14 protein-coding genes are annotated in these 21,633 nt (G+C 67.9%); 8 read left to right on the forward strand and 6 right to left on the reverse strand.

The features are described 5' to 3' along the window. Positions 1 to 5: 5 nt before the first annotated feature. The 6 genes from glgC to L3V85_RS04970 form a co-directional block, all read right to left on the reverse strand. Entirely contained in the window at positions 6 to 1,319 is a 1,314-nt protein-coding gene (gene glgC / locus L3V85_RS04945; RefSeq protein ID WP_237678293.1) for a glucose-1-phosphate adenylyltransferase, read from the reverse strand. Positions 1,320 to 1,407: 88 nt separating this feature from the next. Beyond that, on the reverse strand, positions 1,408 to 3,510 hold the full coding sequence (gene glgX, locus L3V85_RS04950) for a glycogen debranching protein GlgX (protein WP_237678294.1): 2,103 nt from the start codon (positions 3,508 to 3,510) through the stop codon (positions 1,408 to 1,410). 598 nt (positions 3,511 to 4,108) lie between these two features. Further along, the gene (gene glgB / locus L3V85_RS04955) at positions 4,109 to 6,283 is read right to left on the reverse strand and encodes a 1,4-alpha-glucan branching protein GlgB (RefSeq protein WP_237678295.1); all 2,175 of its coding nucleotides are present in this window, start codon (positions 6,281 to 6,283) and stop codon (positions 4,109 to 4,111) included. Between the two features lie 5 nt (positions 6,284 to 6,288). Next, positions 6,289 to 7,977 carry an alpha-glucosidase gene (locus tag L3V85_RS04960; RefSeq protein WP_237678296.1) on the reverse strand — a complete coding sequence of 563 codons (1,689 nt, stop codon included), beginning with the start codon at positions 7,975 to 7,977 and terminating at the stop codon, positions 6,289 to 6,291. A 97-nt stretch (positions 7,978 to 8,074) separates the two neighbouring features. Then, complete coding sequence (locus L3V85_RS04965; protein WP_237678297.1) at positions 8,075 to 9,145, reverse strand: NAD/NADP octopine/nopaline dehydrogenase family protein; 1,071 nt, start codon at positions 9,143 to 9,145, stop codon at positions 8,075 to 8,077. After that, positions 9,138 to 10,112 (reverse strand): Bug family tripartite tricarboxylate transporter substrate binding protein, encoded by a 975-nt coding sequence (locus L3V85_RS04970; protein ID WP_237678298.1) that lies wholly within the window; start codon positions 10,110 to 10,112, stop codon positions 9,138 to 9,140. The genes L3V85_RS04965 and L3V85_RS04970 overlap by 8 nt, the downstream gene beginning before the upstream one ends. A gap of 148 nt (positions 10,113 to 10,260) precedes the next feature. On the opposite strand from L3V85_RS04970, the gene leuS reads away from it, so the two are divergent. The 8 genes from leuS to gshB all read left to right on the forward strand — a co-directional run bounded on the left by leuS (position 10,261) and on the right by gshB (position 21,631). After that, on the forward strand, positions 10,261 to 12,891 hold the full coding sequence (leuS, locus tag L3V85_RS04975; protein WP_237678299.1) for a leucine--tRNA ligase: 2,631 nt from the start codon (positions 10,261 to 10,263) through the stop codon (positions 12,889 to 12,891). Positions 12,892 to 12,906: 15 nt separating this feature from the next. Continuing rightward, positions 12,907 to 13,443, forward strand: coding sequence for an LPS assembly lipoprotein LptE (gene lptE, locus L3V85_RS04980; RefSeq protein WP_237678300.1), 537 nt, complete (start codon positions 12,907 to 12,909; stop codon positions 13,441 to 13,443). A gap of 7 nt (positions 13,444 to 13,450) precedes the next feature. Further along, positions 13,451 to 14,524: a DNA polymerase III subunit delta gene (holA, locus tag L3V85_RS04985; protein ID WP_237678301.1), complete on the forward strand. Its 1,074-nt coding sequence runs from the start codon at positions 13,451 to 13,453 to the stop codon at positions 14,522 to 14,524. 70 nt (positions 14,525 to 14,594) lie between these two features. Further along, positions 14,595 to 15,887 carry a glutamate-5-semialdehyde dehydrogenase gene (locus L3V85_RS04990; RefSeq protein WP_237678302.1) on the forward strand — a complete coding sequence of 431 codons (1,293 nt, stop codon included), beginning with the start codon at positions 14,595 to 14,597 and terminating at the stop codon, positions 15,885 to 15,887. 123 nt (positions 15,888 to 16,010) lie between these two features. Beyond that, on the forward strand, positions 16,011 to 17,339 hold the full coding sequence (gene gshA / locus L3V85_RS04995) for a glutamate--cysteine ligase (RefSeq protein WP_237678303.1): 1,329 nt from the start codon (positions 16,011 to 16,013) through the stop codon (positions 17,337 to 17,339). Positions 17,340 to 17,504: 165 nt separating this feature from the next. Beyond that, on the forward strand, positions 17,505 to 19,373 hold the full coding sequence (locus L3V85_RS05000; protein WP_237678304.1) for a potassium transporter Kup: 1,869 nt from the start codon (positions 17,505 to 17,507) through the stop codon (positions 19,371 to 19,373). A gap of 21 nt (positions 19,374 to 19,394) precedes the next feature. Beyond that, a complete protein-coding gene (locus L3V85_RS05005; RefSeq protein WP_237678305.1) occupies positions 19,395 to 20,672 on the forward strand; it encodes a benzoate/H(+) symporter BenE family transporter in 1,278 nt (425 codons plus the stop codon). Further along, positions 20,672 to 21,631, forward strand: coding sequence for a glutathione synthase (gene gshB / locus L3V85_RS05010; RefSeq protein ID WP_237678306.1), 960 nt, complete (start codon positions 20,672 to 20,674; stop codon positions 21,629 to 21,631). Before L3V85_RS05005 ends, gshB begins: the two co-directional genes overlap by 1 nt. Positions 21,632 to 21,633: the final 2 nt, after the last annotated feature.

Here is a 21,633-nt window from a genome sequence, read left to right on the forward strand (position 1 = left end):
GTCCATCAGTCGGCCGCGAGCCGCTTGAGCATTTCGCGCGTGACCAGCACCACGCCGTTCTCGGTGCGCTCGAAGCGCGCGGCGTCGGCCTCGGCGTCCTCGCCGATCACCATGTCCTCGGGAATCACGCAGGCGCGGTCGATCACCACCTTGCTCAGGCGGCAGCCGCGGCCCACTTCCACGTCGGGCAGCAGCACCGCCTGCGAGATGGTGCAGAACGAGTGGATGCGCACGCCCGAGAACAGCACCGAGTCGCTCACCGACGACCCCGACACGATGCAGCCGCCCGAGACGATGGTGTTGGTCGTGAGGCCGGGCTTGCCATCGCGCCCGAACACGAACTTGGCCGGCGGCAACTGGCGCTGGTAGGTCCAGATGGGCCAGTTGGTGTCGTAGATGTCGAGCTCCGGGGTGATCGAGGCCAGATCGAGATTGGCGGCCCAGAAGGCATCGATCGTGCCCACGTCGCGCCAGTAGGTCGGGCTGTCGCCACCGCGCATGGCGCGGGTCACGCACGACATGCCGAACGGATGCGCCAGCGCGCGGCCCTCGGCCACGGCGCGCGGAATGATGTCCTTGCCGAAGTCGTGGTCGGAGTCCGGGTCCTTGCTGTCTTCCTCCAGCAGGCGGTAGAGGTAGTCGGAATCGAACACGTAGATGCCCATGCTGGCCAGCGCCACGTCGGGCTTGCCGGGCATGGCCGGCGGGTCGGCGGGCTTTTCCAGGAAGGCCGTGACCTTGCGGTCGCCGTCCACGTGCATCACGCCGAAGGCGGTGGCCTCCATGCGCGGCACCTCGATGCAGCCGACGGTGCAGCCCATGCCGTGTTCGGCATGGTCCTTCAGCATGATCGAGTAGTCCATCTTGTAGATATGGTCGCCGGCCAGCACCACGACGTAGTCGTGCGGCGTGGAGCGGGTCTGGATGATGTCCAGGTTCTGGAACACCGCGTCGGCCGTGCCGCGGTACCAGTGCTCGTCGCCCACGCGCTGCTGCGCGGGCAGCACGTCGACCATCTCGTTGAGCTCGGCCCGCAGGAAGCTCCAGCCGCGCTGCAGGTGTCGCATGAGCGAATGCGACTTGTACTGCGTGACCACCGCCATGCGCCGGATGCCGGAGTTCAGGCAGTTCGACAGCGCGAAATCGATGATGCGGAACTTGCCGCCGAAGTACACCGCCGGCTTGGCGCGCCGGTCGGTCAGCTGCTTGAGGCGGGAGCCGCGCCCGCCGGCCAGCACCAGGGCGATGGTGCGGCGCACCAGTTGATGGGCCTGCAGCTCGTGCTGCTGCTGCGGTGCTTTGGGTGCGAGGTTGTCCATCCTGAAGTCTCCGTTCGTTCGTTTGCTGGAATCCGTCCGCCGTCAGAGTTTCTGCATCGAGACTAGCACCGCGCCCCGCGGCTGGCTTCTACGTTCTTGCAATCCCGAGGCTCGAGGAAGGCACTGGCACCGTGCCGTCCAGCGGTCGGGTCACGTTCCCCGGGTCGTGCCCGGGGTCGCTCGACAGGCACAGGCGCCAGGCGCCTGCGGGCAGCCTGAACTGCACCGTGTCCGGCCCCGCGTTCACCATCACCAGCCATGCGCCTTGCTTTCTTTCGCCTGCGTCATCCGTTGCATCGCTCCCGGCAAAGAGGATTGCAAGGGCCGTGCCCGTCTGCCAGTCGGCGGGCGCCATCGGCTCGCCGTTGGGGCGCAGCCAGCGGATGCCTGGCGGGGTACCCTCGGGCGGCTCGGCCGGCCACCAGCGCGCGCTGCGCAGCGCCGGGGCTTCGCGCCGCAGCGCCGCCAGCCGCCCCACGAAGGCGCTCATGCGGGCCGCGTCGCTCGAGGGATCGGACGCCGCACCGATCCAGGCGAGCCAGGTGGTCTCGTTGTCCTGGCAGTAGGCGTTGTTGTTGCCTTGCTGGGTGTGGCCCAGCTCGTCGCCGGCCAGCAGCATCGGCGTGCCCTGGGACAGCATCAGCGTGGCCAACAGCGCGCGCCGCAGCCGCTCGCGCCGCGCCAGCACGGCGGGGTCGTCGCTCGGCCCCTCGACGCCGCAGTTGTTGCTCATGTTGTGGCCGTGGCCGTCGCGGTTGTCTTCGCCGTTGGCGAGGTTGTGGCGCTCGTTGTAGCTGACCAGGTCGCGCAGCGTGAAGCCGTCGTGCGCGGTGACGAAGTTGACGCTGGCCGTGGGCGCGCGGCCGTCGTGCGCGAACTGCGTGCTCGACGCCGTGAAGCGGTGCGCGAAGTCGCCGAGGCCGGCCTTGTCCGCCTGGTCCTGCCGCAGCCAGAAGCCGCGCTGGGTGTCGCGGTAGCGGTCGTTCCACTCGAGCCAGCCCGGCGGGAATTCGCCCAGGCGATAACCGCCCGGGCCAAGGTCCCAGGGCTCGGCGATAAGCAGCGTGCGCGACAGCACCGGGTCTTGCGCGATGGCCGCGAAGAAGGGCGCGCGCGGGTCGAAGGCGTTGCTGCCGGCATCGCGGCCGAGCACCGGGGCCAGGTCGAAGCGGAAGCCGTCCACGCCCATCTCGCAGGCCCAGAAGCGCAGGCTGTCCATCACGAGCCGCAGCACGCGCGGCTCCGTCAGGTCGAGGCAGTTGCCGGTGCCGGCCCAGTTCTCGTAGAGCGCTCGGTCGTCCGGGCGCAGGCGGTAGTACAGCGCGTTGTCGATGCCGCGCAGCGAGAGCGTGGGGCCGAACTCGTCGGTCTCGGCGCTGTGGTTGTAGACCACGTCGATCACCAGTTCCATGCCGCGCGCGTGGATGGCGTCGGCCATCGCCCGGAACTCGCCGGCGGGCGTGGTGCCGGGGCGGCCGCTCCAGTAGCGGGGCTCGGGCGCGAACCAGCCGATGGTCGTGTAGCCCCAGTAGTTGCTCAGGCCCATGCGCAGCAGGCGCTGTTCGTCGGCGCGGTACTGCACGGGCATGAGGCTCAGGGTGGTCACGCCCAGGCGCTGGAGGTGGTCGAGCATGGCGGGTTCGGCCAATCCCGCATAGCTGCCTCGCAGGGGGGCGGGGATGGCTGGGTGGAGCTTTGTCTGGCCTTTGACGTGCAGTTCGTAGAGGACGCGGTCGGTTGCTGGTATGCGGGCGTGGCCTGCTGATGGGCGTTCGTTTGCTGCTGTTATCCGGGCCTTGAGGGCTGCGGCTGCGTTGTCTCGGGTGTCTCTCTTGTCCGGGTTCGCGGGGTCGTGACCCAGGAAGATGTCGCTGCCGTCGTACGTGCCGACGATCTCGCGGGCGTAGGGGTCGAGCAGGAGCTTGGCGGGGTTGAAGCGCTTTCCCTCTTTGGGGGACCAGGGGCCGTGGACTCGGTAGCCGTAGACGAGGCCCGGCTTGCCGCTGGGGAGATGGCCGTGCCAGATGCCGTCCGTCTGTTGCGGCAGCCTCAGGCGCTGTTGCTCGTTCTTGCCTGTGGTGTCGAAGATGCAGAGGTCTACGGCTTCTGCTGTGGGTGCGGCCAGTGCGAAGTTGACGCCTTGTTGCATGGGCGTTGCGCCCAGGGGGAAGGGCTTGCCTGGGCTCAGCATGGTTTTTGCCTTGCGAAGGGATTGCTTTCCGGGGCCGGGTCTCGCCCCGGCAGGCGACCTACTTTTCTTTGCTTCGCCAAAGAAACGTAGGCAAAAGAAAGGCGACCCCACTGTCTGCGACCCCTTCGCTGCGCTACGGGGCAACCTGCGGTGCTCGCGTTTCGCGGGGTCTCGCAGAACTCGCTTCGCTCAAACAGCTGCGAGCCCTGATCCGCGAAACGCTCCGCTCCTCGGCGCAGCCAGAGGGGAGGGGAGCCCACTCGGGCCTTTGCTTCGCTCGGCGCGGGGCTGCAGCAGGCGCTGCGCGCCTGCTGCAGCATTGGGGGCCGAGCGCAGCGATGGCGCGTTCGGTTCCCAACTCCCTTCTGGCTGCGCCGAGGAGCCCAGACGTAGGCGGGATCAGGGCCGCAGCTGTTTGAGCGAAGCGAGTTCTGCGGACCCCCGCCGGAGTCGAGCACCGCAGGTTGCCCGTAGCGAAGCGAAGGGACGCAGACAGCAGGGTCGCCTTTCTTTTGCCTACGTTTCTTTGGCGAAGCAAAGAAAAGTAGGTCGGCCGCCGGGCCGAGACCCGGCCCCGGGAAAGAAACACCCAAAAACATCAAACCAACACCCACATCAAAGTAGCCAAAGGCGGCAAGCTGACAGACAAGGAGTCCGCCTTCCCATGCCAAGCAACAGCCGAGCTTTCGACAACGCCGTTGCCAACCCCGCTCCCCCCATAAACAACCCCATCCGTATTGATGATCTCCCGATAAGAACCAGCACAGGGAACCCCCAGCCGGTACCCATGCCGAGGCACAGGCGTGAAGTTGCAGACAGCGACAACAAACGCCCCGTCACGCGAACGTCGGACAAAAGCAAAAACCGACTGATCCGAATCGTCATGCACGATCCACTCGAACCCGTCCCCGTCATGGTCGAGCTCATGCAGCGCCGGAAAGTGCCGGTACACGTTGTTCAGGTCGCGCACCAGCCTCCGCACGCCTTGATGCGCCGCATGCTCCAGCAGATGCCAGTCCAGGCTGCGGTCCGCGTTCCACTCTGCGTACTGCGCGAACTCGCCCCCCATGAACAACAACTTCTTTCCCGGATACGCCCACAGATAGCCATACAGGTTGCGCAGCCCGGCAAACTTCTGCCATTCGTCGCCCGGCATGCGCCCGATCAGCGAGCCCTTGCCGTGCACCACCTCGTCGTGCGACAGCGGCAGCACGAAGTTCTCGCTGTGCGCGTACATCAGGCCGAAGGTGATCTTCTGGTGGTGGTGCTTGCGGTAGACCGGGTCGGTGCCGGCATAGGCCAGGGTGTCGTTCATCCAGCCCATGTTCCACTTGTAATGAAAGCCTAGGCCGCCGTCTTCAGGCGGGCGTGTCACGCCGGGGAAACTGGTCGATTCCTCGGCCAGCGTCACCGCGCCGGGCCGCTCGACGCCCACCACGCGGTTCATGCGCCGCAAGAAGTCGATCGCTTCGAGGTTCTCCCGCCCGCCGAGCGAGTTGGGTACCCACTCGCCCGGCTTGCGGCTGTAGTCGCGGTAGAGCATCGAGGCCACCGCGTCCACGCGCAGGCCGTCCACGCCGTAGCGCTCCAGCCAGTAGAGCGCGTTGCCGACGAGGTAGTTGCGCACCTCGGTGCGCGCGTAGTTGAAGATCAGCGTCTGCCAGTCGTTGTGGAAGCCCTCGCGCGGGTCGGCGTACTCATAGAGCGCGGTGCCGTCGAAGCGGCCGAGGCCGTGCGCGTCGGTCGGAAAGTGCGCGGGCACCCAGTCCAGGATCACGCCCAGCCCCGCCGCGTGCGCGGCCTCCACGAAATGCCGGAAGTCGCCCGGCGTGCCGAAGCGCGAGGTGGGCGCGTAAAGCCCGATCGGCTGGTAGCCCCAGGAGCCGTCGAACGGATGCTCGCTGATGGGCAGCAGCTCGATGTGCGTGAAGCCCATGTCGCGCGCATAGGGCACCAGGGTGTCGGCCAACTCGCGGTAGTCGAGCCACTCGTGGCCGTTGTTCTTGCGGCGCCATGAGCCCAGGTGCACTTCGTAGATGCTGACCGGCGCGTGGCGCCCGTTGGCCTCGGCGCGGCCCTCGGGCATCTTCACGGCGGCCGGCAGCGGCTGCACCACGCAAGCGGTGTCGGGGCGCAGCTGCGCCGAGAAGGCAAACGGGTCGGCCTTGCGCAGCACTTCGCCGTGCGCCGACAGAATCTCGAACTCGTAGGCATCGCCCACCGCCACGTGCGGCGCGAAGATCTCCCACACGCCGCACTCGCGGCGCAGCCGCATCATGTGGCGCCGGCCGTCCCAGTTGTTGAAGTTGCCGACCACCGACACGCGCCGCGCATTCGGCGCCCACACCGCGAAGGCCACGCCCTTGACGCCGTTCATCTCGCGCAGGTGGGCGCCCAGCCGCTCCCAGGGCCGCAGGTGCGTGCCCTCGGCCAGCAGCCAGACGTCGGTGTCTCCCAGCACGAACGGAAAGCGGTAGGGGTCCTCGAGCCGCGAGGTGTGGGCGTCCCAGTCGATCTGGAACGAATAGCCCATGCGGGCCTCGGCCGCCGGCACCAGGCCGCTGAAGATGTCCGACTCGCCGAGCCGCGAGAGGATCGACAGCGGCCAGCCGGTGCGCGAATGCACCACCGCCACGCGCTGCGCGCCCGGCAGCAGCGCGCGCACTTCCAGGCCCTCGGCAGTCTCGTGCGGACCCAGCACGGCGAAGGGGTCGCCGTGTTCGGCGCGCATGAGCGCGCGGATTTCGGATTCGGACAACGGCTTCAGGGGCATGGCGGTCAGCTCGTTCCTTCTTCGTCGGCAAGCATGCCGATGAAGACGCCGTAAGGCGCCAGCACCAGCATGCGCTCATCGTTCACTGTCTGCACGACGGCAGTCGGCGCGAGCGGTTGTCCGACGAGAGGCTGCAATGACCGCCATCGTTCGGGCAAGGGCATCGACACCGGCGCGCTTCCCAGGTTGAAGACCGCGTGCAGCGATTGGTTCCCGTCGCGTCGCTCGAAATGCAGCAGGGGCTCGGGCGCGTCGATGAAGGCGATGCCACCGGTGCGCAGCAGCGGCTGCGCGCGGCGCCAGCGCAGCAGGGCGCGGCTGAAGGCGAGCATCGAGTCCGGGTCTTCGGCTTGCCGCGCAACGGCCAGCGGCAGGTGCGGGCCGTACACCGGCAGCCAGGGCGTGCCGGTGGTGAAGCCGCCGTGCGGGGCGTCGGCGGTCCAGGGCATCGGCGTGCGGCAGCCGTCGCGGCCCTTGAACTCGGGCCAGAACGCGCGGCCATAGGGGTCCTGCAGCAGCTCGAACGGCACCTCGGCTTCGGGCAGGCCGAGTTCCTCGCCCTGGTAGATGCTGGCGCTGCCGCGCAGCGTGAGCAGCAGCATCAGCCAGAGGCGGTCGCGGCGCGTGTCGGCGGGTGCGCCGTTGCTCCAGCGCGTGGCGACGCGCGGCACGTCGTGGTTCGACACCGCCCAGCAGCCCCAGCCGCCGGTGGGCGCCAGCGCGCCGTCGAGCGCCTCGACCTGGTGGCGCAGGTGCGCCGGGCTGTGGTCGGCCGTGAGCAGGCTGAAGCTGTAGGCCAGGTGCAGGCGCTTGCCGCTCTCGGTGTATTGCGCCATGACGGGCGGCGCGTTCTCGTCGCCGACCTCGCCCAGCGCCACCGCGCCGTAGCCGTCGAGCAGCCGGCGCAGGCTCTCGAGAAAAGCCAGGTTCTCGTGCTGGCTCTTGTCGTAAAGATGCTGCTGCATCGCATACGGGTTGTCGGCGCGCACCGTGCTCACTTCGTCGATCGACGCGAGCGAGGCCGGCGGGTTGTCGCGCAGCAGCGCGTCGTGGAACTGGTGGTTGCAGGCGTCGAAGCGGAAGCCGTCGACGCCGCGCTCGCACCAGAAGCGCACCTCGCCCAGCAAGGCTTCCTGCACCTCGGCGCAATGGAAGTTCAGGTCGGGCTGCTCGGCGAGGAAGCTGTGCAGGTAGTACTGCCGCCGCCGCGAGTCCCATTGCCAGGCCGAGCCGCCGAACACCGACAGCCAGTTGGTGGGCGGCGTGCCGTCGGGCCTGGGGTCGGCCCACACGTACCAGTCGGCCTTGGGGTTGTCGCGCGAGCTGCGGCTTTCGGCGAACCAGGCGTGCCGGTCGGAGGTGTGCGAGAGCACCTGGTCAATGATGAGCTTCAGGCCCAGCGCATGCATGCGCGCGAGCATGGCGTCGAAGTCGGCCAGCGTGCCGAACAGCGGATCGACCGCGCGGTAGTCGGACACGTCGTAGCCGAAGTCCTTCATCGGCGAGCGGAAGAAGGGCGAGACCCAGACCGCATCGACGCCGAGCGCCGCCACGTGCTCGAGCCGGGCCGTGATGCCGGGCAGGTCGCCGATGCCGTCGCCGTTGCTGTCGCTGAAGCTGCGCGGGTAGATCTGGTAGATCACCGCGCCGCGCCACCATTCGCTGTTGCTGCTGCCATTGTTGCTGCTGCCCATGCCGGTCCCTGTGGTCGGAAAATCATTGTGGCATGCGAGATCCGGGCCAGTGATACGCGCCGCGGCGGCGTCGGTACGCGGCCTCCGGCCGCCGCCTTCACAGGCGCGCGAGCAAACCCGCGACGCTCTCGCGGGCCAGGCCCAGCGGTTCGAGCAGGTCGTTCTCGCGGCGGTAATCGATGCCGTTGACCAGCGAGGCCGCGTCCACGATGGTGCGGGTCGCGGGCGTCGGCACGCCGGCGATGGCGCCCAGCGCTTCGACGAAAGCCAGGCCGTAGGGCATGTCTTCGCTCACATAGCGGGTGTCGACCTGCGTGGGCCCCGGCGGGCCGCCGCGCTTGGCGTGCAGTTCGGCGGCAATGTCCTCGAGCTTTTCCGCCGTGGTGCCGAAGGAGCGCGCGAAATGCGCCTCGATGGGGCCGACCTCTATGCCGAAAGCTTTCGCCACGGCGCGGCGCTCCCGGTCCAGCGCCTCGATGGCGCGCGACACGCCCGGCGTCATGCAGTGGTACTGCGGCCAGTTCTCGGCGCGCTCGATGCGCGTCCAGTTGAAGACCGCGAGCGGCCCGTGGGACTGCGGGTTGACGTTGGCCAGGGCGCTGGCGAGCGCGCTTTCCTGCGGGAAGAAGCCGTCGCCGAAAAGCTCGGCGCACAGCGCAACGGCTTCGCCGACCCTAGCGCCGGGCAGGGCGGACACGCCCACCGCCTTGCGCCGCGTCATCACCCGGACCTGCGTTCCGGACTCCCGGCGCGCCGTCAGCACGGTGGTGCCGAAACTGGCCACGGTGATCTGCCGGCCGGCGCGGTGGGCAGCTTCATGAAGATAGAGCGAGGACAGCGAGGCCATCGAACTCACGATCACGGTCTGGCCGTCGCGCAGGAAGGGCAGCAGCGCGTCCATCACCCGCCTGTGGCCGTTGACGGGCAGGGCGAGCAGTAGCACATCCGACGCCGCGCAAAGGCCGGCCGGGTCGTCGGCAACCTCGACGTTCACCGAAAACGACTGGATGCCGCCGGCCTCCAGCGCCTGCGTTCGCAGGGCCTGGGCGCCCTGGCCGCCCGGGGACCACACGGTGACACCGTGCCCTGCCTGCCGCAGCCAGGCCGCGCTGGCCAGCGCGATCGCCCCGGTGCCGGCGATGCCGACGCGGTATGCCGATTTATTCAACCTTGATCCCGCCTTGCTTGATGACCTTGGCCCAGCGCTGGCTGTCTTCCGCGACGACCTTGCCCAATGCGGCTGGGCCGCCGCAGGTGTTGACCGCGCCCAGCTGGGCGAAGCGCTGCTTTGTCTCAGGCAGGTTGCACACCTCCACCAGCGCCGCCGACAGCTTTTCGATGGCCGCCGCCGGCATCCGCGCCGGCGCCATCACGCCGACCCAGACCGGCACTTCCATGCCCGGCAGACCGGTGGCCTCGCCAATGGTGGGCGCCGAGCCCATGCTGGGCAGGGACACGCGAGAGAAGGTGCCCAGCACGCGCGCCTTGCCGCTGGCGACCATGGGCTCGATGGAGGCCACGCTGGTCACGATGGTCGCCACCTGTCCGCCCAGCAGGTCGGTCATGGCGGGCGCCGCGCCCCGGTAGGGCACATGCAGCAGGTTCACGCCGCTCGCCTGGGCCAGCAGCGCCCCGGTCAGGTGCGAAACGGTGCCGTTGCCGGTCGAGGCGTAGGTCACCAGGCCGGGCCGGGCCTTGGCGTCGCGGAGCACATCGGCCACGGTCTTGTAGGGGCTTTCGGTGCGCACCGACAGCGTCATGGGCGTGTCGGCCACCAGCGCCACCGGCACCAGCTCGTGCACCGGGTCGTAGGGCAGCCTGGCCTGCAGATGGGGCGCGATGGTGACCGCGCCGCCCGTGGCCAGCAGCACCGTGGCGCCGTCGGTCGCCTTGGCCACCGCGTCGGCGGCCACGATGCCGCCGGCGCCGGCCTTGTTGTCGATGATGACCGGCTGGCCCAGCTTGTCGGTGAGCTTGGCGCCCAGGTAGCGGGCGATCACGTCCTGCGCGCCGCCGGTGGCGAAGGGCACGACGAGGCGCAGGGGCTTGTCGTTGTGCTGTGCCCACAGCGGCGTGGTGGCGAGTCCGGCGGCGGCCGCGAGGGCCAGGGCGAGGTGTTTCAGGCGCAATTTCATGGTGCTCCGGGCGGTTCGAAAGCGGGCGTTACCCGCGCAACACGCAGGTTACGTGCCCCAAGTCTAGAGTCCGCGGGCCGGGGCTTTCGCCCGGGCGCGATAATCCCGCGTTCCCGGCCGCTCCGAGCCGGGCTCTTGCCGAACCGCCATGAATCCCAGCTACAAACCCAGCGACGTCGAGTCCGCTGCCCAGGCGCAATGGAGCGCCGCCGATGCCTACCGCGTCACCGAGGACGCGAGCCGCAAGAAGTACTACGCCTGCTCGATGCTGCCGTATCCCAGCGGCAAGCTGCACATGGGCCACGTGCGCAACTACACGATCAACGACATGCTCACGCGCTACCTGCGCATGAGCGGCTACAACGTGCTGATGCCCATGGGCTGGGACGCCTTCGGCCTGCCGGCCGAGAACGCGGCGCTGAAGAACGGCGTGCCGCCGGCCAAGTGGACCTACGAGAACATCGCCTACATGAAGGGCCAGCTCCAGGCCATGGGCCTGGCCATCGACTGGAGCCGCGAGATCGCCACCTGCGACCCCAGCTACTACAAGTGGAACCAGTGGCTGTTCCTGAAGATGCTCGAAAAGGGCATTGCCTACCGCAAGACCCAGGTCGTGAACTGGGACCCGGTCGACCAGACCGTGCTGGCCAACGAGCAGGTGATCGACGGCAAGGGCTGGCGTACCGGCGCCACGGTCGAGCGCCGCGAGATCCCCGGCTACTACCTGAAGATCAGCGACTACGCCGAAGAACTGCTCGAGCACACCCAGCACAAGCTGCCGGGCTGGCCCGAGCGCGTCAAGCTGATGCAGGAGAACTGGATCGGCAAGAGCGAGGGCCTGCGCTTCGCTTTCACGCATGACATCAAAGACGCCAGCGGCAAGCCGATCCAGGACGGCCGCATGTACGTGTTCACCACGCGCGCCGACACCATCATGGGCGTGACCTTCTGCGCCGTGGCCCCCGAGCATCCGCTGGCCGCGCACGCCGCCACGCTCGACCCCAAGGTCGCTGCCTTCATCGAAGAGTGCAAGAACGGCGGCACCACCGAGGCCGAGCTGGCCACCCAGGAGAAGAAGGGTGTGCCCACGGGCCTCACGGTAACGCACCCGATCACCGACGAGCAGGTGCCGGTGTGGGTCGGCAACTACGTGCTGATCGGCTACGGCGACGGCGCCGTGATGGGCGTGCCCGCGCACGACGAGCGCGACTTCGCCTTCGCCAACAAGTACGGCATCGAGATCATCCAGGTGGTGCTGGTCGACGACGAGCCGCACTTCGACTATCACAAGTGGCAGGACTGGTACGGTGACAAGCAGCGCGGCGTGACCATCAACTCCGACAACTTCAGCGGCATGACCTACAAGGAGGCCGTGGCCGCCGTGGCGCATGCGCTGGGCCAGAAGGGCCTGGGCGAGCTGCAGACCACCTGGCGCCTGCGTGACTGGGGCGTGAGCCGCCAGCGCTACTGGGGCACGCCGATCCCGATCATCCACTGCGAAGAGCACGGCGCGGTGCCGGTCCCCGAGAAGGACCTGCCCGTGGTGCTGCCGACCGACTGCGTGCCGGACGGCTCGGGCAACCCGCTGCACAAGCACGAAGGCTTCCACGCCGGCGTGGTCTGCCCGGTCTGCGGCAAGCCCGCGCGGCGCGAGACCGACACCATGGACACCTTCGTGGACAGCTCGTGGTACTTCATGCGGTACTGCGACCCGAAGAACGACGAGGCCATGGTGGCCGGCGGCGCCGACTACTGGATGCCGATGGACCAGTACATCGGCGGCATCGAGCACGCCATTCTTCACCTGCTGTACGCGCGCTTCTGGACCAAGGTGATGCGCGACCTCGGCCTGCTGAAGGCCGACGAGCCCTTCAGCAAGCTGCTGACGCAGGGCATGGTGCTCAACCACATCTTCTACAAGCGCAACGAGAAGGGCGGCAAGGACTACTTCCCGCCCACCGAGGTCACGACCGTGCTCGACGCGCAGGGCCGCATCGTCGGCGGCACCACCGCCGACGGCACGAAGGTCGAGTACGGCGGCGTCGGCAAGATGGGCAAGAGCGAGCGCAACGGCGTCGACCCGCAGGACCTGATCGAGAAGTACGGCGCCGACACCGCGCGCCTGTACACCATGTTCACCGCGCCGCCCGAGGCCACGCTCGAGTGGAACGACGCGGCCGTCGAGGGCAGCTACCGCTTCCTGCGCCGGGTGTGGAACTTTGGTGCCGCGCAGGCGGACGTGGCACCGGTGGCGGCCGCCGGCCAGGCCTTCGGCAAGGGCGCCCAGGCGCTGCGTCGCGAGGTGCACACCGTGCTGCGCCAGGTCGACTACGACTACCAGCGCATGCAATACAACACCGTGGTGTCGGGCGCGATGAAACTGCTCAACGCGCTGGAAGGCTTCAAGCCCGACGGCAGCGCGGGCGACGCCGCCGCGGTGCGCGAGGGCTTCGGCATCCTGCTGCGCTGCCTGTACCCGGCCACGCCGCACATCGCGCAGCAACTGTGGAACGAACTCGGCTACGACAAGGACCTGGGCGGGCTGCTCGACGCCCCGTGGCCCACGGTCGACGTCGGTGCGCTGGTGCAGGACGAGATCGAACTCATGCTGCAGGTCAACGGCAAGCTGCGCGGCAAGCTCAGCGTGCCGGCCGGTGCCTCGAAGGACGAGATCGAGAAGCTCGCGCTGGCCTGCGACGATTTCGTCGCCTTCGCGGAAGGCGCGCAGCCCAAGCGCGTGATCGTGGTTCCCGGCCGTCTGGTCAACGTGGTTCTCTGAACGAACGACTCAAGCATGAACAATCGCAATGTCTCGCTGCCGCGCCGCGGCCTTCTCCTCGGACTGGCGGTGGCCGGTGCCTCGCTGGGCCTGGCCGGGTGCGGCTTCGAGCTGCGCAAGGCGCCGGTCTTTGCGTTCAAGTCACTGTCGGTGGAAGGGTCCGAGGCCCTTCTCAAGTCGGCCATGATCAACCAGATCCGGCGCGAGCTGCGGGCGACCGGCTCCGTGACCGTGCTGCCGGCGGAAGACGCGTCCAAGGCCGACGTGATCCTCGAAATCCTGGGCGAAGACCGCAACCGCATCGTGATCTCGACCAATTCGGCGGGCCTGGTGCGCGAGCTTCAGCTGCAGCTGCGCATCCGCTTCCGGCTGCGTACGCCGGGCGGCAAGGACCTGCTGCCCGCCTCCGAGGTCTCGCAGACGCGCGACCTGAGCTTCAACGAAACCAACGCGCTCGCCAAGGAAGGCGAAGCCGACCTGCTGTTCCGCGACATGCAGTCGGACATCGCGCAGCAGTTGATGCGCCGTATCGCCGCGGTCAAGTCGCTGTAATCCGTCGATGCAACTCGCCAGCGCCTCGCTCGGGGCCCATCTGCAGAAGGGCCTGAAGCCGCTCTACACGATCCACGGCGACGAGCCGCTGCTCGCGCAGGAAGCGGCCGACGCCATTCGCACGGCCGCGCGCGCGCAGGGCTACACCGAGCGCAGCTCGTACACGGTGGCCGGCGCGCATTTCGACTGGAGCGCGGTGCTCGCGGCTGGCGGCTCGCTTTCGCTGTTCGCCGACAAGCAGATCGTGGAGATCCGCATTCCCTCGGGCAAGCCCGGCAAGGACGGCAGCGCGGCGCTGCAGCAGCTGGCCGAATCGGCACCCGGCAACGACAGCACGCTCACGCTGGTGATGCTGCCCCGGCTGGACAAGGCCACGCGCACCGGCGCCTGGTTCTCGGCGCTGGAGAACAATGGCGCGAGCATCCAGGTCGACCCGATCGAGCGCAATGCGCTGCCGCAGTGGATCGCCCAGCGCCTGGGCCAGCAGGGCCAGCGCGTGATGCCGGGCGACGAAGGCCAGCGCACGCTGCAGTTCTTTGCCGACCGCGTCGAAGGCAACCTGCTCGCGGCGCACCAGGAAATCCAGAAGCTCGCGCTGCTGCATCCGGCGGGCGAACTCAGCTGGGAGCAGGTGGAAGGCGCGGTCAACAACGTGGCGCGCTACGACGTGTTCAAGCTTTCAGAGGCCGTGTTGGCCGGCAATCCGCAGCGGGTGGCGCGCATGCTCGACGGCCTGCAGGCCGAGGGCGAGGCCGAAGTGCTGGTGCATTACACGATTGCCGAGGACATCCGCGCACTCAAGCGCGTGAAGGACGCGATGGCCTCGGGCCGTCCGCTGCCGATGGCGCTGCGCGAAAACCGCATCTGGGGCCCGCGCGAGCGTGCCTTCGAGCGTGTGCTGCCGCGCCTGGACGACCGCATGCTGACCCGCCTGCTGCGCGCCGCCCATGTGGTGGACGGCATCGTGAAGGGCCTGAAGCAGCCCGACTGGCCCGCCAGCGGCTGGCAGGCGTTGCAGCGGCTGGCGCTGATGCTGTGCCGCGCCTGCAGCAGCGCGGCGGCCGCGCCAAGACGCGCCTGATCCGTGGTGGCTTCGGCCATCAAAAGGCCCGCCGTATCCTGGTCGAGGGGCGGCATGGGAAAATGAGTGCATGAACGCGTTCAACGTCAGCGAGCACATGCAGACCTTGGGTCTGCAAGCCAAAGCCGCTGCATTCCTCATGGCCCGTGCGGATGCAGCTACCAAAAACATAGCATTGAAGGCGCTGGCCCGGCGTCTGCGCGAAGCCGGCCCGGTGCTGGCCACGGCCAACCAGAAGGACCTGGAGCGCGCCACAGCCGCCGGCCTGTCGGCGCCGATGGTCGACCGCCTCAAGCTCACGCCCAAGGTCATCGAGACCGTCGCCCTGGGCTGCGAGCAGCTCGCCGGCATGGCCGACGTGATCGGCGAGATCATCGGCATGAAGCAGCAGCCCAGCGGCATCCGCGTGGGCCAGATGCGCGTGCCGATCGGCGTCTTCGGCATGATCTACGAGAGCCGGCCCAACGTGACCATCGAGGCCGCGAGCCTGGCCATCAAGAGCGGCAACGCGGCCATCCTGCGCGGCGGCTCGGAAGCCATTGAATCGAACAAGGCACTGGCGCTGCTGGTGTCGGAGGCGCTGGCCGAGGCCGGCCTGCCGGTCGATGCGGTGCAGCTGGTGCAGACCACCGACCGCGAAGCCGTCGGCCAGCTGATCGCCATGCCGGAGTTCGTGGACGTGATCATTCCGCGCGGCGGCAAGGGCCTGATCGAGCGCATCAGCCGCGATGCCAAGGTGCCGGTCATCAAGCACCTGGACGGCAATTGCCACGTGTACGTGGACGACACGGCGGAGTTCGACATGGCGCTGCGCATCGTCGACAACGCCAAGACCCAGAAGTACAGCCCCTGCAACGCCGCCGAAGGCCTGCTGGTGTCGGCCACGGTCGCCGAAGACTTCCTGCCCGAGATTGCCGCCATCTTCGCCGCCAAGGGCGTGGAAATGCGCTGCGACCCGGAAGCCGCCCGCATCCTGCGCGCCGACGGCGCCATCGACCCGCAGGCCAAGGTGGTCGATGCCGTGGAGTCCGACTGGTCCGAGGAATACCTGGCCGCCGTGATCAGCATCAAGGTGGTGGCCGGCGTGGACGAGGCCATCGCCCACATCAACCGCTACTCGAGCCATCACACCGACGCCATCGTCACGCGCGACCATGTGCATGCGCAGCGCTTCCTGCGCGAGGTCGATTCGGCCAGCGTCATGGTCAATGCGAGCACCCGCTTCGCGGACGGGTTCGAGTTCGGGCTGGGTGCCGAAATCGGCATCAGCACCGACAAGTTCCATGCCCGCGGACCGGTCGGCATCGAAGGACTGACCTCGCTCAAGTACGTTGTGCTCGGGCAGGGCGAAGTCCGGAGTTGAGAAGCCGTGGAGAGCGGATTGGCTGAACCAAGTCCGCTTTCTCCAGTCTTGTCATTGGGGCGGCCATCCCCAAATCCTACAATTCCGCTCCACCTTTAAGCACAAAACCAACAAGGCCGCCGCATGGTTCCGCATCTCGTCACCGCCCTGACCGGCCCGATCAACGAACTGGAGCAGCGGGTCCTGGACTCGATGCCCGCCATCGAGCGCTGGTTCAGGCTCGAATGGATGGAACACACGCCGCCGTTCTACAGCGCCGTGGACATCCGCAACGCCGGTTTCAAGCTTGCGCCGGTCGACACCAACCTGTTCCCCGGCGGCTGGAACAACCTCACCAAGGAAATGCTGCCGCTGGCCGTCCAGGCGGCGCAGGCAGCCATCGAGAAGATCTGCCCGGAGGCGCGCAACCTGCTCGTCATTCCGGAAAATCACTCGAAAAACACCTTTTACCTCGCCAACGTCGCGCAACTGGTGCGCATTTTCCATATGGCGGGGCTCAACGTGCGCATCGGGTCGATCGACCCGGCCATCAAGTCGCCCAAGAAGATCGAGTTGCCCGGCGGCGACGTCGTCACGCTGGAGCCGGTGGTTCGCACCAAGCGCCGGCTGGGGCTGAAGAACTTCGATCCCTGCACAATTCTGCTCAACAACGAGCTTTCCGCGGGAACGCCCGGCATCCTCGAAGACCTGCACGAGCAATACCTGCTGCCCCCGCTGCACGCGGGCTGGTCGGTGCGCCGCAAGAGCAACCACCTGCACAGCTATGAAGAGCTGTCCAAGCGCTTCGGCAAGCTGCTGGGCATCGACCCCTGGCTCATCAACCCGATCTATGCGCGTGCCGAGGGCGTCGACGTGGCAGAGGGCCGCGGCATCGACGTGCTGACCAGCCACGTGGACGCGGTGCTGACCAAGGTGCGCCGCAAGTACAAGGAATACGGCATCAACGAGAAGCCGTTCGTGGTCGTCAAGGGCGGCCACAGCGACAGCGGCAGCCCGGGCGTGGTGACGGTGCGCGACGTGAAAGACGTCGAGGCGCTGATCGGCAAGCAGCGCGGCGCCTCTGCCGCCAAGGCTGCCAACAGCCGCGAGGCGCGCGAGTTGCGCGACCTGCGCGAACCCACCGAGCTGATCGTCCAGGAAGGCGTGCTTACCAACGAGCGCGTGCACAACGGCGTGGCCGAACCGGTCGTCTACATGATGGACCGCTACGTGGTCGGCGGCTTCTACCGCGTGCATGCCGAGCAGGCGCCCGACGAGAACCTGAAGCTGCCGGGCGCGAGCTTCGTGCCGCTGGCTTTCTCCGAAAGCGCGCACCTGCCGCAGCCGGGCGCCAAGCCCGGTGCCAGCGCGCCGAACCGCTTCTACATGTACGGCGTGGTCGGCCGGCTGGCCATGGTGGCCGCCAGCTACGAGATGGAAGCCACCAACCCGGACGCCGAAATCTACGAATGATTGTGGGGGCCGGCTTGCGGCGGCGGCGGGCGGCGGCAAAATAGCGGCCCCACATCAACGGAACCCAAAGGGCGGAGGGGATGCATGGCGCCGGAGCGGCTGCCATGGATCCTTCGCGTGTCTGACGCGTCGATTGAAGCAGCCAGCCCTTTTCCCATCGACCTCGTGTCAGCCCCCAAAACCATCTCCGCCGGCCTGATCGTCGGCGCCATCGGCGTCGTTTACGGCGACATCGGCACCAGCGTCCTGTATGCCGTCAAGGAAGTGTTCGGCCACGGCCATGTGCCGTTCACGGTCGAAAACGTCTACGGCATCCTGTCGATGTTCTTCTGGACGCTCACCGTCATCGTCTCCATCAAGTACGTGGTGCTGGTGCTGCGCGCCGACAACGAAGGCGAGGGCGGGCTGGTCGCGATGCTCGCGCTGGCCTCGCGCGCGGTGGCCGACAAACCCAGGCTGCGCCACCTGCTGCTGGTGGTCGGCATCTTCGGCACTTCCCTCTTCTACGGCGACGGGGTCATCACGCCGGCCATCTCGGTGCTGTCGGCGGTCGAGGGCCTGGAGGTGGTGTCGCCGCACTTCACGCACTACGTCATTCCGCTCACGCTGGTCGTTCTGTTCTGCCTGTTCGTGGTGCAAAAGCGCGGCACGGCGGGCATCGGCAAGTTCTTCGGGCCGGTCACGCTGGTGTGGTTCCTGTCGATCGCGGTGCTCGGCGTGTCGCAGATCGTGCACCACCCCGAAATCCTGAAGGCGCTGAACCCGTTCTATGCGCTGAAGTTCATCTGGGACAACCCCGGCACCAGCTTCATCCTGCTGGGCGCCACCGTGCTGTGCGTGACCGGGGCCGAGGCGCTGTACGCCGACCTGGGCCACTTCGGCAAAAGCCCGATCCGCATCGCGTGGTTCTCGGTCGTGATGCCGGCGCTCACGCTCAACTACTTCGGCCAAGGCGCGCTCCTGCTGGAGAACCCTGAAGCGGTGAAGAACCCGTTCTTCATGATGGCGCCCGAATGGGCGCTCATTCCGCTGGTGCTGCTGGCCACGCTGGCCACGGTGATCGCGTCGCAGGCGCTCATCACCGGCGCCTTCAGCGTCACGCGCCAAGTCATCCAGCTGGGCTACCTGCCGCGCCTGAACATCGAGCACACCAGCGTGCGCACGGCCGGCCAGATCTACATTCCGCTGGTCAACTGGGGCCTGTTCGTGGCCATCGTTCTGGCGGTGGTCATGTTCCGCTCGTCGAGCAGCCTGGCCGCGGCCTACGGCATCGCCGTGACCACCGACATGCTGATCACCACGGTGCTGACCTTCTTCGTGATCCGCTATGCATGGAAGCTGCCGCTGCTGCTGTGCATCGGATCGACGGCGGTGTTCTTCTTCGTCGACTTCATGTTCTTCGCCTCGAACCTGCTCAAGCTGTTCGAGGGCGGCTGGTTCCCGCTGATGATCGGCGGCTTCGTCTTCACGCTGATGATCACGTGGAAGGAAGGCCGCCGCCTGATGGGCGAGGCGCAGCATGCCGACGCTATCGACCTGAAGTCCTTCCTCGACTCGGTGTTCGTGAGCCCGCCGGTGCGCGTGGACGGCACGGCGGTGTTCCTCACGGCCGAGCCGGGCGTGGTGCCCAACGCGCTGCTGCACAACCTCAAGCACAACAAGGTGCTGCACGAGCAGAACATGTTCGTCACCGTGCGCAACCACGAGGTGCCCTGGATCCCGATGGACAAGCGCATCGAGATCGAGGCGCTGGGCCACCACTGCTGGCAGATCACCGTGCACTACGGCTTCAAGAACGACATCGACCTGCCGCGCGCGCTCGAGCATGCACGCATGCGCGGCTGCCAACTGGAAGCGATGACGACCAGCTACTTCCTGTCGCGCGACGTCGTGATCCCCACGCTGGGCAGCGGCATGGCGCCGTGGCGCGAGAAGCTGTTCGCGCAGATGCACCACAACGCGAGCGGCGCGGCGGCTTTCCTCGGGCTGCCGAACAACGCAGTGGTGGAGCTGGGGTCCAAGATCGAGATCTGACCCCGGCGGCACAATCGCCCGATGTCGTTCTTCAAAGACCTGAGCCTGTCGGCCTTCACCGCGGGCTTCGTCGCGGTGCTCGTGGGTTTCACGAGTTCGGTGGCCATCGTGTTCCAGGCCGCGCAGGCCTTCGGCGCCACGCCGGAGCTGGCGGCCTCGTGGATGTGGGCGCTGGGCATCGGCATGGGGCTGGCCTCCGCGCTGCCCTCGCTGTGGTGGAAGAAGCCCGTGATGATCGCCTGGAGCACGCCCGGCGCCGCCGTGCTGGCTGTCGCCGGCATGGGCTACGGCATGGGCGAGGCGGTGGGCGCGTTCATCGTCTGCGCGGTGCTGATCGTGCTGGCGGGGGCCACCGGCTGGTTCGAGCGGGTGATGAACAGGATTCCGATGGCGATCGCCTCCGCGCTGCTCGCGGGCGTGCTCGCGCGCTTCGGCCTGTCGGCCTTCATCGCGGCGCAGACCGCGCTGCCTCTGGTGCTGCTGATGCTCGGCACCTACCTCGTCGGCAAGCGCCTGCTGCCGCGCTATGCGGTGCCGCTCACGCTGCTGGTCGCCATCGTGTACGCGGCGGCGCGCGGGCAACTGGCGTGGTCGGCAGTGCATTTCTCGTTCACCTGGCCGGTGTTCACGATGCCGGTCTTCAGCTGGCAGGCGATCGTGAGCCTGGCGCTGCCGCTGTTCGTCGTAACGATGGCCTCGCAGAACCTGCCGGGCGTGGCCGCCATCCGCGCTTCGGGTTATGGCGATCTGCCGGTCAGCAAGCTCATCACCATCAGCGGGCTGACGACGCTGGTGCTCGCGCCCTTCGGCGCCTTCGCGCTGAACCTGAGCGCCATCACCGCCGCCATCTGCATGGGCCGCGAGGCGCATGAAGACCCGGCGCGGCGCTACACGGCGGCGGTGAGCTGCGGCGCGATCTACGTGGTGATCGGGCTGTTCGGCGCTGCGGTCACCGGGCTGCTCACGGCGTTTCCGAAGGAACTGGTCGCGGCCATCGCCGGGCTGGCGCTGCTGGGCACCATCGGCGGCGGGCTCGCGGCGGCAGTGCGCGACGAGTCGCACCGCGAGGCGGCGTTGATCACCTTCCTGGTCACGCTCTCCGGCGTCACGCTGGCGGGCATCGGCTCGGCGTTCTGGGGCGTGGTGGCCGGGGCGGTGGCGCTGGCCGTGCAGCACGTCGGGCGCGCATCGCCCCCGGAAAAGGCCCCTGCCGGCAAGGACATCGCCGCTTCCGGCAACATCGCGCCCGATACCCAAGTGCAAGTGGCCGCCGCTCCCGGCGCCGGAAAGAACGCCTGATGAAAAACATCCTCTTCGTCGCCGACCCGCTCGATCATTTCAAGATCTACAAGGACACGACCTTCTCGATGATGCGCGAGGCCCAGCGCCGCGGTCATCGCATCGCGGCCTGCCTGCCGCAGGACATCCAGTGGAAGTCGGGCGGCTTCGTCACCGCCACGGTGCAGCAGATCACGCTGACGGGCGACGCCAAGGACTGGTATCGCGTCGACATCACCGAGTCGAAGGCGCTGAAGGACTTCGACGCGGTGCTGATGCGCAAGGACCCGCCCTTCGACGCCGAGTACATCTACGCCACGCACCTGCTGGAGCAGGCCGAGCGCGAAGGCGGCCGGGTGGTCAACTCGCCGCGCGCGCTGCGCGACCATCCGGAAAAGCTCGCGATCATGGAGTTTCCGCAGTTCGTCACGCCCACGCTGGTCACGCGCAGCGCGCAGGCGGTGCGCGACTTCCATGCGGAGCACGGCGACATCATCCTCAAGCCGCTCGACGGCATGGGCGGCATGGGCATCTTCCGCGTGAAGCAGGATGCGCTGAACCTGGGCTCCATCGTCGAGACGCTCAACAAGGACGGCGCCGAAACCATCATGGTGCAGCGCTTCGTGCCCGAGGTCGTTCAGGGCGACAAGCGCATCCTGATCATCGCGGGCGAGCCGGCGCCCTTCGTGCTGGCGCGCATTCCGCAAGGCACCGAGGTGCGCGGCAATCTCGCGGCCGGCGGCAAGGGCGTGGCCCAGCCGCTGACGGCGCGCAACCGCGAGATCGCCGAGACCATCGGCCGCGTGCTCGCGCCGCGCGGGCTGCTGCTGATCGGGCTCGACGTGATCGGCGACTCGGTCACCGAGATCAACGTGACCAGCCCGACCTGCTTCCAGGAAATCACCGAGCAGACCGGCTTCGACGTGCCGGCCATGTTCATCGACGCGCTGGAAGCGACCCTGCGGGCGCAGGGCCGCTGACT

Origin of the sequence: Variovorax paradoxus (genome assembly GCF_022009635.1) — a bacterium.
Lineage (GTDB): Bacteria > Pseudomonadota > Gammaproteobacteria > Burkholderiales > Burkholderiaceae_C > Variovorax.